Raw genomic sequence first — 16,214 nt, forward strand, 5'->3', positions numbered from 1 at the left:
AAGCACCAAGTCAGCGCGGTACGTTCGTTCCGGAATTTATTTCCTGACGAGCTGCTTATTATTCCGACAAAAAAAGGGTTGCACCCGGTTGCACCTCAAAGGTTGCCCAGCTAATCTTGCGGCCAGCTGATGCCACGCGGTCGTGGCAAACATGAGGATAAAAATATGGCTACCACCACCCTTGGGGTCAAACTTGACGACCCGACCCGCGAGCGCCTCAAGGCGGCCGCGACCTCGATTGATCGCACGCCGCACTGGCTGATCAAGCAGGCAATTTTCAATTACCTGGAAAAACTCGAGGGTGGTGCAACCCTGACCGAGCTGAGCGGTTTGACCAAGGATTCCGACGAAGCCGTCGATGCGCCTCTGGATCACGCCCACCAGTGCTTCCTCGAATTTGCCGAAAGCATCCTGCCGCAATCGGTGCTGCGCGCCTCGATCACTGCCGCTTACCGTCGCCCGGAACCTGAAATGGTGCCGATGCTGATCGAGCAGGCGCGTCTGCCGGCTGCGATGGCCGAAGCCACTAACAAGCTCGCCTCCTCGATCGCCGAAAAACTGCGCAATCAGAAGAGCGCCGGCGGCCGTGCCGGAATTGTTCAGGGGCTGTTGCAGGAATTTTCCCTGTCGTCTCAGGAAGGCGTCGCGCTGATGTGCCTCGCCGAAGCGCTGCTGCGCATCCCGGACAAAGGCACCCGTGACGCGCTGATCCGCGACAAGATCAGCACCGGCAACTGGCACCCGCACTTGGGCAACAGCCCGTCGCTGTTCGTCAACGCCGCGACCTGGGGCTTGTTGCTGACCGGCAAACTGGTCGCCACCCACAATGAAGCGGGCCTGACTTCCTCCTTGAGCCGCATCATCGGCAAGAGCGGCGAGCCGATGATCCGCAAGGGCGTCGACATGGCCATGCGCCTGATGGGCGAGCAGTTCGTCACCGGCGAAACCATCGCCGAAGCCCTGGCCAATGCGAGCAAGTTCGAAGCCAAGGGTTTCCGCTATTCCTACGACATGCTGGGTGAAGCCGCACTCACCGAGCACGATGCCCAGAAATACCTGGCTTCGTACGAACAAGCCATACACTCGATCGGCAAAGCCTCCCACGGTCGTGGGATTTATGAAGGCCCTGGCATTTCCATCAAGCTCTCGGCACTGCACCCGCGTTACAGCCGTGCGCAGTATGAGCGCGTGATGGACGAGCTGTACCCGCGCCTGCTGTCGCTGACCCTGCTGGCCAAGCAATACGACATCGGCCTGAACATCGACGCCGAAGAAGCCGACCGCCTCGAACTGTCGCTGGATCTGCTGGAGCGCCTGTGCTTCGAGCCACAACTGACCGGCTGGAACGGCATCGGTTTCGTGATCCAGGCTTATCAGAAGCGTTGCCCGTATGTGATCGACTACGTGATCGACCTGGCTCGTCGCAGCCGTCATCGCCTGATGATCCGCCTGGTAAAAGGCGCGTACTGGGACAGCGAAATCAAGCGCGCCCAGGTCGAGGGCCTGGAAGGCTATCCGGTCTACACCCGCAAGGTGTACACCGACGTTTCCTACATCGCTTGCGCACGCAAGCTGCTGTCGGTGCCGGAAGTCATCTACCCGCAGTTCGCCACGCACAACGCCCACACCCTGTCGGCTATTTACCATATTGCCGGTCAGAACTATTACCCGGGTCAGTACGAGTTCCAGTGCCTGCACGGCATGGGTGAACCGCTGTACGAACAGGTTGTAGGCAAAGTTTCCGAAGGCAAGTTGAATCGCCCGTGCCGCGTGTACGCCCCGGTCGGTACTCACGAAACGCTGTTGGCGTATCTGGTGCGTCGTCTGCTGGAAAACGGCGCGAACACTTCGTTCGTCAACCGCATCGCCGACCAATCCATTTCGATTCAGGAGCTGGTGGCCGATCCAGTGGCCAGCATCGAGCAGATGGCGACGCTGGAAGGCGGCTTCGGCCTGCCGCACCCGCGTATCCCGCTGCCGCGTGATCTTTATGGTGCCGAGCGCGCCAACTCCAGCGGCATCGACATGGCCAACGAACATCGTCTGGCTTCGCTGTCCTGTGCTTTGCTGGCCACCGCTCACAATCACTGGAAAGCCGCGCCGATGCTAGGTTGCGCGTCCAGCACTGAAACCCCGGCTCCGGTGCTGAACCCGTCGGATCTGCGTGACGTCGTCGGCCACGTACAGGAAGCAACCGTCGAAGACGTCGACAACGCGATCCAGTGCGCCCTGAAGGCTGCACCGATCTGGCAGGCCACTCCGCCCGCCGAACGCGCTGCGATTCTGGAACGTGCCGCCGATTTGATGGAAGGCGAGATCCAGCCGCTGATGGGCTTGCTGGCTCGCGAAGCCGGCAAGACCTTCGCCAACGCCATCGCCGAAGTGCGTGAAGCCGTGGACTTCCTGCGTTATTACGCGGTGCAGGCGCGTAACGATTTCACCAACGACGCCCACCGCCCATTGGGTCCGGTGGTCTGCATCAGCCCGTGGAACTTCCCGCTGGCAATCTTCAGTGGCCAGGTAGCTGCTGCACTGGCCGCGGGCAACCCGGTATTGGCCAAGCCTGCGGAACAAACCCCGCTGGTAGCGGCTCAAGCCGTGCGCTTGCTGCTCGAAGCCGGGATTCCGGAAGGCGTGCTGCAACTGCTGCCGGGCCGTGGCGAAACCGTCGGCGCCCGTCTGGTCGGCGACGATCGGGTCAAAGGCGTGATGTTCACTGGCTCCACCGAAGTCGCTCGTTTGCTGCAACGCAATGTCGCCGGTCGCCTGGATGCACAGGGTCGTCCGATTCCGCTGATCGCCGAAACCGGTGGCCAGAACGCGATGATCGTCGACTCTTCGGCACTGACCGAACAGGTGGTGATCGATGTGGTGTCGTCGGCTTTCGACAGCGCCGGTCAACGTTGCTCGGCCCTGCGCGTGCTGTGCCTGCAGGAAGATTCCGCTGACCGTGTGATCGAAATGCTCAAGGGCGCCATGGCTGAATGCCGTCTCGGCAACCCTGAGCGCCTGTCCGTGGACATTGGCCCGGTGATCGACGCCGAAGCCAAGGCCGGCATCGAGAAGCACATCCAGGCCATGCGCGACAAAGGTCGCAACGTGTATCAGGTGGCCATCGCCAACAGCGAGGAAGTAAAACGCGGCACATTCGTGATGCCAACGCTGATCGAACTGGAAAGCTTCGATGAGCTGCAACGTGAGATCTTCGGTCCGGTGCTGCACGTGGTTCGCTACAAGCGCAAAGACATCGATCAACTGATTGGTCAGATCAACGCTTCCGGCTATGGCCTGACGCTGGGTGTGCACACCCGGATCGACGAGACCATCGCCAAGGTGATCGACAACGTCAACGCCGGTAACGTCTACGTAAACCGCAACATCGTGGGTGCCGTGGTCGGCGTACAGCCGTTCGGTGGCGAAGGCTTGTCGGGCACCGGCCCGAAGGCCGGTGGTCCGCTGTACCTGTACCGTTTGCTGTCGACGCGTCCTACCGATGCCATCGAACAATCCTTCGCTCGCGGCGACGCCATCGCAGCACCGGATGTCCGTTTGCGTGATGCCATGAGCAAGCCACTGACCGCCCTGAAGGCGTGGGCCGACAGCAACACGTTTGCAGACCTGAGCACGCTGTGTGTGCAGTTCGCGGCGCAGTCGCAAAGCGGCATCACCCGTGTCCTCGCTGGACCGACTGGCGAGCGCAACAGCTACGCCATCCTGCCGCGTGAACACGTGCTGTGCCTGGCGGAAGTCGAAGGCGATCTGCTGACGCAGCTGGCGGCGGTATTGGCTGTCGGCGGTTCGGCGGTGTGGCCGGAAGCTGAATTGACCAAGGCGGTGTTCGCACGTCTGCCGAAGGAAGTTCAGGCGCGAATCAAGCTTGTTTCCGACTGGAGCAAGGACGAAGTGGTGTTTGATGCGGTTCTGCATCATGGCCATTCCGACCAGCTGCGTGCGGTGTGCCAGCAAGTGGCCAAGCGTGCCGGGGCGATTGTCGGGGTTCATGGTCTGTCGCAGGGCGAGACCAGCATTGCGCTGGAGCGTCTGGTGATTGAGCGGGCGTTGAGCGTCAACACCGCTGCGGCGGGTGGTAATGCCAGCTTGATGACGATCGGCTAAGCCGCAACAAAACCGGGCAACCGCAATGGCTGCCCGGTATGCAAAATCCTGTAGGAGTGAGCCTGCTCGCGATAGCGGTGTGTCATCCGACCTATTTATTGGATGACACACCGCTATCGCGAGCAGGCTCACTCCTACAGTTGTTTTGGGGTGTCTGGTAAGTCGGTGCTCTGATCTACCATCACGCTCATCAATCATCCTGTTCAGCTTTTATTCTCACGCCTAGACTCGGTCCATTCCAAAAAAAGGTAGGCCGCCATGTCCGAGACGCTGCTCAGTTCCCGCAATCTGGCTTTCGAGCTGTACGAAGTCCTCGATGCCGAGGGCCTGACCCAGCGTGAGCGTTTCGCCGAGCACAACCGCGAAACCTTCGATGCCGCCATCGGCACGGCCCGAAGCATCGCCGAGAAGTTCTTCGCGCCGCACAACCGCAAGAACGACGAGAACGAGCCGCGCTACGAGAACGGTCAGGCGATTCTGATTCCGGAAGTGAAACCGGCAGTGGATGCGTTTCTCGAAGCCGGTTTCCTCAACGCGGCGCGCAGCTTCGACGCCGGCGGCATGCAACTGCCTACGCTGCTGTCCCAGGCCTGCTTCGCGCATTTCCAATCGGCCAATGCCGCGTCGACCTCGTACCCGTTCCTGACCATGGGCGCGGCGAACCTGATTGAAAGCTTCGGCACCGATGAGCAGAAGCAGCGTTTCCTGCAACCGATGATTGACGGTCGCTTCTTCGGCACCATGGCCCTGACCGAACCGCACGCCGGTTCTTCGCTGTCGGATATTCGTACACGCGCCGAGCCTGCGTCTGACGGCACCTATCGACTCAAGGGCAACAAGATTTTCATCTCCGGTGGCGATCACCCGCTCTCGGAGAACATCGTGCACATGGTCCTGGCGAAACTGCCGGATGCACCGGCCGGGGTGAAAGGGATTTCGTTGTTTATCGTGCCCAAGTTCCTGGTCAACGATGACGGCAGCCTCGGCAAGCGTAACGACGTCTTGCTGGCAGGCCTGTTTCACAAGATGGGCTGGCGCGGCACCACCTCCACCGCGCTGAACTTCGGCGATAACGGTGAGTGCGTCGGCTATCTGGTGGGCAAGGCGCACCACGGTCTGAGCTACATGTTCCAGATGATGAACGAGGCGCGGATCGGCGTCGGCATGGGCGCGGTGATGCTCGGTTATGCCGGGTATCTGTATTCCCTGGAGTACGCCCGCGAACGTCCGCAAGGTCGCGTGCCGGACAGCAAGGATCCGAACACCGCGCCAGTGGCAATCATTCAGCACGCCGACGTCAAGCGCATGCTGCTGACGCAGAAAGCCTATGTCGAAGGCTCGTTCGACCTTGGGTTGTATGCGGCGCGGCTGTTCGATGACACCACGACGCTGGAGACCGAAGACCAGCGCAAACAGGCGCACGAACTGCTGGATTTGCTGACACCCATCGTCAAATCCTGGCCCTCGGAGTTTTGCCTGAAGGCCAACGAACTGGCGATCCAGATTCTCGGCGGCCACGGCTACACCCGCGAATACCCGGTGGAGCAGTATTACCGCGACAACCGTTTGAACCCGATCCACGAAGGCACGCATGGTATTCAGTCGCTGGATTTGCTGGGACGCAAACTGGCGCAGAACGGTGGTGCGGGGCTCAAGCAGCTGATCCGCTTGATTGCCAACACTGCCGAACGCTCGCAGGCGCATGAGTCGTTGACTGCGTTGCGTGAACCGCTGGAGAAGCTGGTCGCGCGCCTGCAAACGGTGACCATCGGTTTGCTGATGGACCTGGGCCAAGGCAAGGTCAACAGCAGCCTGGCGAACTCGGCGCTGTACCTGAAAGTGTTCGGGCACACGGTGATCGGCTGGCGCTGGCTGGAACAGGCGATTCGCGCCGAGGAAGGGTTGGCGAAGGGGAATGCGGCGGATGTGAGCTTCTATAAAGGTAAGCTGCAGGCGGCGCGGTATTTCCTGACCTGGGAAGTGCCGGGTTGCCACCATGAGCTGGCGATTCTTGAGGCTCGGGATGATGTTTGCCTGACGATGCAGGATGAGTGGTTCTGATCAGAATTTTTTGCTGCTGCTGAAATCCAATCGCGAGCAGGCTCGCTCCCACAGGGTCAAGTGTTCACAGATCCAATGTGGGAGCGAGCCTGCTCGCGATGACGTCAGCACAAACAACATATTTATCAGCTCAGCTTGAACCCACCCATCTGCCGCGCCAGATCATCCGCCAGGCGCTGCAATGTCTGACAGTCTTCGCGACAAGCCCTGACTTCCCCCGCCGTCGCCCGGGCCAAATCGGAAATGCCCTGCACATTGCGGTTGATCTCCTCCGTCACTGCCGACTGCTCTTCCGTGGCCGTCGCCACTTGATGGTTCATGTCGCTGATGCGCTCGACCTGACCGGTAATCGCCGTCAACGACGCGCCAGTGCGCTGGCTCGATTCGACGCCGGTGCCTGTTGCTGCCTGCCCGGAGTGCATGGATGAAACCGCATTCTCCGCGCCCTGCTTGAGGCTGCCGATCATCTGTTGGATCTCATCGGTCGACGACTGCGTGCGCCGCGCCAACGTGCGCACTTCATCCGCCACGACCGCAAATCCACGGCCCATGTCTCCGGCCCGTGCGGCTTCGATGGCCGCGTTCAGTGCCAGTAAATTGGTTTGCTCGGAGATCCCGCGAATCACTGCCAGCACCTGATCGATGGATGCGACCTGATCGGCCAATTCGCCGACGGCACTGGCGGCGATGCCGATTTCGTCGGACATGCTTTCTATATGCCGGATCGACCCACCGACCACTTCCCGCGCCTGCATCGCTTCATCGCGAGCGTTCTGTGAAGCGACCGCGGCGTTACCCGCGTTCTGGGCGATTTCCTGCACGGTCAGGCCCATCTCATGAACAGCGGTGGCGACCATGTCGGTCATATCCTGCTGACGACCGGAGCGCTCGGCGGTGTTGTCCACGACCTTCGCCACTTGGCTGACCGCCGTGCGCAAACGCTCGCTGGTGGTCAGCACTTCACCGATCATCTCGCGCTGACTGTCGAGGAATCGATTAAAGCCTCGCGCCAGGTCACCCAGTTCATCGGCGCGGCTGGAATCTAACCGGTGGGTCAAATCTCCACCACCGCTACCAATGGCCACCAGCGCCGCTGTTACCTGACGGATCGGCCGTACCAGGCCACGGGCCAGTAATACCACCAGCAACAGACACACCAGCGCCACCGCCAGACCAATGCCGCTGCTCATCCACATGGCGCGACGGGCTTCGGCGTAGATCTGCGACTGTGGCACTTCGGCCACCAGGGTCCAGCCCAGATCCCGCAACGGCAGGCTCAACGCCAGATAATCTTCGCCATCGCGGACAAAGCTGCTGTTGGTGGCAACTTTTTGACCCATGACCGATTGTGCGGCGGGCGCGCCGATTTGCTCGGCCAGCGTGCGCTTGCCGCTGAACTGCGCCTCAGGGTGAACCTGGATCAAACCGTCGGAACGCACGAGATAGACCTTGCCGCGCTCACCGAAGTTGAAGTTGTGAATCAGCTCCGACAGCTCTTTCATGCTCAACCCAAGTCCGGCAACGCCCACGACTTTACCGGCCTGCTCGACCTTGAGGTCGATGAACAGCGCCAATTCTCCGGTCGCGGTGTCATTGTCGATATTGAGGGTGCGTGGCTGGTTACTGTCGAGGAACGCGTAGAACCAGGCGTCCTTGGGGTTGGCACGGCTGAGGGTCCGGTCCAGGCCTTTTTCAGTGAAGTAATGGTTTGAAGCCGTGCCGACGATCAGCGCGGTAAAGGCTTTGTGTTCGGCACGGATGCCTTCCAGATACTGGACGAACGCGGCGGTCTGGGCGCTGTTTTCACCTCCGGCCAACCAGTCGCGCACCATGCTGTTGCTGGCGATGTCCTTGGCGGCGGTGAGGGGTTGGACGAGGATTCGTTCGATGTCGTTGCGCATCGCTTCGATGCTGGACGGCAGTGCCTGTTCGACCAGATAGCTCTGGGCAAGGCGGTTGACCACGAGGGTATAAATGCCAACCACGATCAGGATGCTGACCAGCAGGGCGGTGCCCATGCTGAGGATCAACTGCCATTGAATACTGCGTCGCCAGAACTGCATGGAGCACCCCCAAAGAATAAGAGGCTGAAACACTGCAACAGCCGTGCCGATTGTATACAACTAAACCGACAATCTATTCTTTGGTTGTGCGCAAAGCCGATCAGGCCTGATTGATCGTCTTGGAGATCACTTCAACCGTGGCGCTGACTTGCTCTTGGTAACGGTCGAGTTCCTGCTTGTGCTGCTTTTGCATTTCAATCTGCTGGGAACACAGATTCATCGCAGCCAATACCAGCAGTCGGTCACCGATCAGTGTCGGGTACTTCCTTTTGGTGTCAGCCAAGGCAGCTTTCAACATCATCGCGGCGTCCAGCAGGGTTTGCTCTTCCCCGGCCGGCGCCTTGATCGAATAGTCCTCCCCCAGGATCGAGACGACTTTTACCCCTGCGGCGCCGTGATTCATGCGCTGACCGGGCCGGCGCTGACGCGCTCAACCAGGGCCTGGATGCGGGCTGCGGTGGCCCCTTGTTTCTCTTCCTGTTCCATCAGGTTGAGTTGCAGGCTTTCGTTTTCATCCTTGGCCTGGGCCAGTTCTGTGCTCAGGGTCTGGTTGGTGGCGAGCAGGGTCTGGTTCTGTTGCACCAGGTCGCTGACCAGCTGTTCCAATTGACTAAGGGATGCTTCCAACATTTTGATTTTCCAAGCATTTCAAAGGGCGCGTACGATAAAGAAAAGTCACCACCGATGCCAGGGTTATTCAGGCGCAAGGCCTTGATTTTCCTGGCGGCGACCTTCCTCGCGAGCTTTAAAGACTGTGATTGGCGGATCTGGTTCCTGCACTTCGTCGCCGGAGCGGTTGTGCGACAAAAACGCGCAGGCCCTCAAGACTTTAGTCGTATGACCGATAAGTCACCCATACGTCAGCTTCAGCGCCGCACGGGTGCGCTCACTTTGGTAAACACCATGTCCCTTCGTAATATGAATATCGCACCGCGGGCGTTCCTCGGTTTCGCCCTGATTGGCGGTTTGATGCTGGTTCTGGGTGTGTTTGCCTTGAACCAGATGAGCAAGATTCGCGGCGCCGGCGAAGACATTGCCTCCATGAGCGTGCCGAGCATCAAAAGCCTGGACGAATTCACTCAACTGACCCTGCGCCTGCGGGTGCTGTCCTACCGCTTGTTGGTGAACCGCGAACCAGACGTGCAGCAGAAAACCTTCGAGCTGTTCGATCTGCGTAATCAGCAGATTCGTGACGCGCAGAAAGTCTACGAACCGCTGATCGAGGGCCCGCAAGAGCGCGCCGCCTACGATCAGTACGTGCAGTTGCTGGCGCAATACCGCCAACTTGAAGACCGCATGAAGACCCTCTCGCGCAACAATCAGGTCGATGAACTGCGCACAATGCTCAATAGAGAATTGCTCTCCAACTCCGAGGCCGTCAACGCGGCACTGGCCAAGTTGCTCGAAATCAATACGCAACAGATCGAAGTCACCGACACTCGGGCTGGCGAACAGTATTCAACGTCGCTCAACCTGGTCATCACCTTGTTGGTCATTGCCAGCGGCCTGACCTTGCTGTTCGCCTGGCTACTGACCAACAGCATCACCAAACCGATTGCCAACGCCTTGAGCGCGGCCGAAGAAATCGCCGAAGGCAACCTGACGCGCCCGATCCATGTCGATGGCGATGACGAAGCCGGCCGCTTGCTGCTGGCCATGTCGAAGATGCAGGAAAAGCTGCGCGACACCCTGCAGCGGATTTCCGGCTCGGCTACGCAACTGGCGTCCGCCGCTGAAGAACTGAACAGCGTCACCGACGAAAGCGCCCGTGGCCTGACCCAGCAGAACAACGAAATCGAACAGGCCGCCACCGCTGTCAATGAAATGACCAGCGCCGTGGAAGAAGTCGCGCGTAACGCCGTGAGCACGTCCGAAGCCTCGAAGAACGCCACCACCTCGGCCGGTGACGGCCGTGACCTGGTGCAGGAAACCGTCAGCGCCATCGAACGCATGAGCGCCGATGTGCAGAGCACCGCGACCTTGATTGGTGATCTGGCCAACGAGTCCCGTGACATCGGCAAGGTGCTGGACGTGATCCGTGGCCTGGCTGACCAGACCAACCTGCTGGCGTTGAACGCAGCGATTGAAGCCGCGCGTGCCGGTGAAGCCGGACGTGGCTTCGCAGTGGTGGCGGATGAGGTCCGTGCACTGGCGCATCGTACTCAGCAGTCGACCAGCGAGATCGAACGCATGATCGGCAGCATTCAGAGCGGCACCGAACATGCGGTGAACTCGATGCGCAACAGCACCGAACGTGCTGAATCAACCTTGAACATCGCCCGCGGTGCAGGTCTTTCGCTGGATACGATCAACAGTGCCATTGTCGAGATCAACGAGCGCAACCTGGTAATTGCCAGCGCGGCCGAAGAACAGGCGCAGGTCGCCCGTGAAGTGGATCGCAACCTGGTGAATATCCGTGATTTGTCGGTGCAATCGGCGACCGGGGCGAATCAGACGAGTGCGGCGAGCAATGAGTTGTCGCGATTGGCGCTGGACCTGAACAACATGGTTGGGCGGTTTAGCCTCTAACCGCCGACACCTTCTCTGTGGCGAGGGAGCTTGCTCCTGTTCGGCTGCGAAGCAGTCGCCAATCAGCCTGCGCGTTGAATCTGATTCACCGCGCCGCCTCTTCGGGGTCGCTGCGCGATCCAACGGGAGCAAGCTCCCTCGCCACAGGGATCAAGCTCAATCTCGGTGACGTTGTCGCTGCTGCAAAAGCTTTTTGACAGCATCACATTTCAACAGGTTAGAATCGCTGGCACGCAGACTGCATGGTCAGTTTGTGCCCGCCTTTCAGCTTTCTGGAGTACTGCCTTTGAATGCGACGACCATCAACAGCCTGTTCTTGATCGGCGCGTTGCTGGTAGGTGCGAGCATTCTGGTGAGCTCACTTTCCTCGCGCCTCGGCATCCCGATTCTGGTGATCATCCTCGCCGTGGGCATGGCCGCCGGCGTCGACGGCGGTGGCATTATCTTTGATAACTACCCCACGGCTTATCTGGTCGGCAACCTCGCCCTCGCGGTGATCCTGCTCGATGGTGGCTTGCGCACCCGCGTATCCAGCTTTCGCGTGGCGCTGTGGCCGGCGTTGTCGCTGGCCACGGTCGGGGTGTTGATCACCACCGCGCTGACCGGCATGGCCGCCGCCTGGCTGTTCAACCTGAACATGATCCAGGGTTTGCTGATCGGTGCCATCGTCGGCTCGACCGACGCCGCGGCAGTGTTCTCGCTGCTGGGCGGTAAAGGCCTGAACGAACGGGTGACTGCCAGCCTCGAGATCGAATCCGGCAGCAACGACCCGATGGCGGTGTTTCTCACCGTCACCCTGATCGACATGCTCGCCAGCGGCCAGACGGGCCTGCATTGGAGCCTGCTCGGGCATTTCGTGCGTGAATTCGGCATCGGGGCTGTGATCGGCCTCGGCGGTGGCTGGGTCATGCTGCAATTGGTCAACCGGATCAACCTCGCCAACGGCCTCTACCCGATTCTGGTGATTGCCGGCGGCCTGGCCGTCTTCGCCCTGACCAACGCCCTGCACGGCAGTGGCTTCCTGGCGGTTTACCTCTGCGGCCTGGTGATCGGCAATCGTCCGGTGCGCAGCCGCCACGGCATTCTCCACATGCTCGACGGCATGGCCTGGTTGGCACAGATCGGCATGTTCCTGGTGCTGGGGCTGCTGGTGACGCCGCATGACCTGTTGCCGATCGCCCTGCCCGCGCTGGGTCTGGCGCTGTGGATGATTCTGTTTGCACGGCCGCTGTCGGTGCTGGTCGGCCTGCTGCCGTTCAAGGCGTTCCATGGCCGCGAGAAGGCGTTTATTTCCTGGGTCGGCCTACGCGGCGCGGTCCCGATCATTCTGGCGGTGTTCCCGCTGATGGCCGGCCTGCCGGATGCCCAGCTCTACTTCAACCTTGCCTTCTTTATCGTGCTGGTGTCGCTGCTGGTGCAGGGCACGAGCCTGCCGTGGGTGGCGAAACTTTTGAAAGTGACCGTCCCGCCGGAGCCGGCACCGATCTCTCGTGCAGCGCTGGAAGTGCACGTTACCAGCGAGTGGGAGTTGTTCGTTTATCGCCTCGGCGCCGAGAAATGGTGCATCGGTTCGCCCCTTCGCGAGCTGAAAATGCCCGACGGCACGCGTATCGCCGCTCTGTTTCGTGGTCAGCAACTGCTCCATCCGTCGGGTAGTACGGTGCTCGAAGTCGATGATTTGCTGTGTGTGATCGGCCACGAGCACAATCTTCCAGCCCTCGGAAAGCTCTTCAGTCAGGCACCGCAGCGCGGCCTCGATTTGCGCTTCTTCGGCGACTTCGTGCTCGAAGGAGACGCCCAGCTGGCCGCGGTTGCGGCACTGTACGGGTTGAAAGTCGAAGGCATCGATCCAGACATGTCCCTAGGCCGATTCATTGCCCAGAAAGTCGGCGGTGCTCCCGTCGTCGGTGACCAGGTGGAGTGGAACAACACCATCTGGACCGTTGCGGTCATGGAAGGGAACAAGATCGGCAAAGTGGGCGTCAGATTCCCCGAAGGAAGTCGCCCCGGCCCGGGCTTGTTCCTCTAAACTCCAACCTTCGTCTCGTTTTCGATCGGTCTCTATGCCAACCCTGCGCACTTTTTTCATCATGGCCCTGTTGGGCTTGAGTCTTTCTGTCGGTACGTTGCAAGCGGCTGGACCGCCGACCAGCGAAGCCGTGCAGGCGAGTCTGGACAAGATCGCCGATCGCAAACTGCCGGAAGCGGATCAAAAAGCGTTGCAGGGCATCCTGCAAAACACGCTGACTCAGCTCAATAACAAGCGCGATTACGATCAGAAATTGATCGATCTGAAGCAGCAACTGGCCACCGCTCCCAAGCAGAACATCGAGAACCAGCGGGAATTGGCGCGGCTGAAAGCCAGCAAGGCACAGCCAGTTGCGCAGCGCTACGCCAACCAGTCGGTCCAGCAGCTCGAGCAAGTGCTCACCGAGCGCTCGACCCAGCAAAGCGATCTGCAGAAAGCACTGGCCGACGCCAACAGTCTGGTGATTACCGCCCAGACACGACCCGAGCGCGCCCAGGCTGAAATTTCCACCAGCCAGACGCGCATCCAGCAGATCAACAACATTCTCAAGGCCGGCAAAGACAACGGCAAAGCCTTGAGCGGCGAACAGCGTGACCAGCTCAACGCCGAGCTTGCGGCACTGAATGCCTTGATCCCGCTGCGCCGCGAGGAACTGGCCGGTAACAGCCAGTTGCAGGACCTGGGCAACAGCCAGCATGATTTGCTCACGGAAAAAACCGATCGCCTGGATCAGGAAATCCAGGAGTTGCAGACCCTGATCAATCAGAAGCGCCTGGCCCACTCCCAAGAGGCGGTGACCCAACAATCCATCGAAGCGCAGAAATCCGGCAGCAGCAGCTTGCTGGCCACCGAAAGCGCGGCGAACCTGAAACTCTCTGACTACCTGCTCAAAAACACCGACCGCCTCAACGCAATCACCCAGCAAAACCTGCAAACCAAGCAGCAACTGGACAGCGTGACCCAAAGCGATTCGGCCCTGGACGAGCAGATCAGCGTACTCAAGGGCAGCCTGCTGCTCTCCAAGATTCTCTACAAACAGAAGGCGGCCCTGCCGCGCCTCAAGCTCGACCGCGACCTCGCTGACCAGATCGCCGACATTCGCCTGTTTCAATTCGAAGTCAGCCAGCAACGGGAGCTGCTCAACAACCCGGCAACCTACGTCGACAATCTGTTGGCGACCCAACCGCCGGAGCAAGTCACCCCGCAACTGCGCAAGAGCCTGCTGGAGCTGGCCACCACCCGCGCAGACCTGCTGGAGCGCCTCAACCGCGAACTGAGCGCGGTGCTCAACCAATCCATCACCCTGCAACTCAACCAGAAGCAACTGCTCAGTACCACGCAAAGCCTGCGGGCGACGCTCGATGAGCAGATGTTCTGGATCCCCAGCAACAAGCCGCTGGATCTGGAATGGATGCACGGCGTACCGGAGCGTTTGCAACGGCAGGTCACCACGCTGCCGTGGGCTTCCAGCCTGAGCGAATTGAGCGATGGCCTGATCCAGCGGCCGTTGTTGTTCCTGCCACTGGTGTTGCTGATCGGCGCCCTGCTGTGGCGGCGTAAAAGCCTGTACGCCCGACTGAGCAAAGTTCACCAGGACATCGGCCACTTCAAGCGTGACAGCCAATGGCACACGCCGCAGGCCATCTTGATCAATATTCTGCTGGCGATGCCGGTCTCGCTGGGCCTGGCCTTGTGCGGCCTGGCCCTGCAGATCGACGCCCGCGGGCAGAACGCCAACATGGGCGCGGCGCTGCTGCAAATGGCCCAGGCCTGGCTGGTGTTCTACACCGCTTACCGGATTCTCGCGCCGGGCGGGGTGGCTGAACTGCATTTCCGCTGGGAAAAGCCCCAGGTCGAATTCCTTCAGGGCTGGGTCCGCCGACTCGGGTTGGTGGTGATGGCATTGGTCGCCGTGGTGGCGGTTGCCGAACTGCAACCCTCGACGCTGGCGGATGACGTGCTCGGCATGCCCGTGGTGCTGACCTGCTACGCCTTGATGGCCTGGCTGCTCAGCCGCCTGCTGGTCAGCAGCCCGACGCACCAGAACGCTTCGCTGTTCCGCAAAGCAGTCGGGGTCCTGTTTACCATCCTGCCCGTGGCATTGTTCGTGGCGGTGTGCTTCGGCTACTACTACACCGCGCTGAAGCTCAGCGACCGGTTGATCAACACCCTTTACCTGCTGATGTTCTGGCTGGTGATCGAAGCCACGTTCGTTCGTGGCCTCAGCGTGGCGGCGCGACGCCTGGCCTACCAACGCGCCCTGGCCAAACGCCAGGCGGCGAAAGAGGCCGGCGACGGCGAAGCGGTGATCGAAGAGCCGACGCTGGACATCGAGAAGGTCAACGAACAGTCCCTGCGCCTGATTCGCCTGGCACTGCTGGGCGGATTCATCGCGGCGCTGTATTGGGTCTGGTCCGATCTGATTTCGGTGTTTTCGTACCTGGACAACGTCACCCTCTACGAATACACCAGCGGCACCGGCGCCAATATGAGCATGGTGCCGATCAGCATCGGCGACATGCTCGGCGCGCTGATCATCATCGGCATCACATTCGCTCTGGCGCGCAACTTGCCGGGGCTGCTGGAAGTGCTGGTGCTGTCGAAGTTGAACCTGGCGCAGGGCAGCGCCTATGCCACGACCACGTTGCTGTCCTATGCGATCGCCGGCATCGGTTTCGTCTCGACCCTGTCCACCCTCGGCGTGAGCTGGGACAAGTTGCAATGGCTGGTGGCGGCGTTGTCGGTCGGCCTCGGCTTTGGCATGCAGGAGATCTTCGCCAACTTCATCTCCGGCATCATGATTCTGTTCGAACGCCCGGTGCGGATCGGCGACACCATCACCATCGGCAACCTGTCGGGCACGGTCAGCAAGATCCGTATCCGCGCCACAACCATCACCGACTTCGACCGCAAGGACATCATTGTCCCGAACAAGACGTTCATCACCGGGCAACTGATCAACTGGTCCCTGACCGACACCATTACCCGGGTGACCCTCAAGCTCGGCGTCGATTACGGTTCGGACCTGGACCTGGTGAAAGAGCTGCTGCTCAAAGCCGCGCGCGATAACCCACGCGTCCTGAAAGACCCGGAACCCCACGTGTACTTCCTGAATTTCGGCGAAAGCACCCTCGACCACGAGTTGCGCATGCACGTGCGCGACCTCGGTGACCGCAACCCGGTGCTGGACGAGGTCAACCGCTTCATCAATCGCGAATTCAAGAAGCAGCACATCAACATCTCGTTCCGGCAGATGGAGGTTTACCTCAAGAACCTTCAAGGCCAGGAATACAAAATGGTGCCGATCGATCCCGAGTCCAAAACCATCGCGCCGCTGGTGGATAGCAAGGCGCCGCAAGAGCCGCCGCCCACCAAACTCGACTAACGGCCCTATCCCTAGCAGAATGCTCGGACAT

8 protein-coding genes and 1 pseudogene are annotated in these 16,214 nt (G+C 60.4%); 5 read left to right on the top strand and 4 right to left on the bottom strand.

Going from position 1 to position 16,214, the window contains the following annotated elements; genetic code table 11:
* Positions 1-165 precede the first annotated feature (165 nt).
* Both putA and BLU63_RS07650 read left to right on the top strand, forming a co-directional pair.
* Complete coding sequence (gene putA / locus BLU63_RS07645; protein WP_083375209.1) at positions 166-4,116, top strand: trifunctional transcriptional regulator/proline dehydrogenase/L-glutamate gamma-semialdehyde dehydrogenase; 3,951 nt, start codon at positions 166-168, stop codon at positions 4,114-4,116.
* A 258-nt stretch (positions 4,117-4,374) separates the two neighbouring features.
* Entirely contained in the window at positions 4,375-6,177 is a 1,803-nt protein-coding gene (locus tag BLU63_RS07650) for an acyl-CoA dehydrogenase (RefSeq protein WP_083375210.1), read from the top strand.
* A 125-nt stretch (positions 6,178-6,302) separates the two neighbouring features.
* Here BLU63_RS07650 and BLU63_RS33725 read toward each other — a convergent pair whose 3' ends face one another.
* From BLU63_RS33725 to BLU63_RS07665, 4 genes and pseudogenes are all read right to left on the bottom strand, one after another.
* On the bottom strand, positions 6,303-7,148 hold the full coding sequence (locus tag BLU63_RS33725) for a methyl-accepting chemotaxis protein (protein ID WP_370693279.1): 846 nt from the start codon (positions 7,146-7,148) through the stop codon (positions 6,303-6,305).
* Positions 7,149-7,166: 18 nt separating this feature from the next.
* Positions 7,167-8,240 (bottom strand): annotated as a pseudogene (locus tag BLU63_RS33730) (HAMP domain-containing protein); the annotation flags it as partial.
* A 100-nt stretch (positions 8,241-8,340) separates the two neighbouring features.
* Positions 8,341-8,643, bottom strand: a complete 303-nt coding sequence (locus BLU63_RS07660; protein ID WP_010464343.1) for a cell division protein ZapA — start codon at positions 8,641-8,643, stop codon at positions 8,341-8,343.
* Positions 8,640-8,870, bottom strand: coding sequence for a hypothetical protein (locus BLU63_RS07665; RefSeq protein WP_010464345.1), 231 nt, complete (start codon positions 8,868-8,870; stop codon positions 8,640-8,642). Before BLU63_RS07665 ends, BLU63_RS07660 begins: the two co-directional genes overlap by 4 nt.
* Before the next feature lie 273 nt (positions 8,871-9,143).
* Here BLU63_RS07665 and BLU63_RS33965 point away from each other — a divergent pair, with 273 nt between their 5' ends.
* From BLU63_RS33965 to mscK, 3 genes are all read left to right on the top strand, one after another.
* Positions 9,144-10,769, top strand: coding sequence for a methyl-accepting chemotaxis protein (locus BLU63_RS33965; protein WP_083377250.1), 1,626 nt, complete (start codon positions 9,144-9,146; stop codon positions 10,767-10,769).
* Between the two features lie 286 nt (positions 10,770-11,055).
* Positions 11,056-12,798 (top strand): potassium/proton antiporter, encoded by a 1,743-nt coding sequence (locus BLU63_RS07675; protein ID WP_010464348.1) that lies wholly within the window; start codon positions 11,056-11,058, stop codon positions 12,796-12,798.
* A 34-nt stretch (positions 12,799-12,832) separates the two neighbouring features.
* Entirely contained in the window at positions 12,833-16,183 is a 3,351-nt protein-coding gene (gene mscK / locus BLU63_RS07680; protein WP_010464350.1) for a mechanosensitive channel MscK, read from the top strand.
* Positions 16,184-16,214 lie beyond the last annotated feature (31 nt).

Source organism: Pseudomonas mandelii (assembly GCF_900106065.1).
Lineage (GTDB): Bacteria > Pseudomonadota > Gammaproteobacteria > Pseudomonadales > Pseudomonadaceae > Aquipseudomonas > Aquipseudomonas mandelii.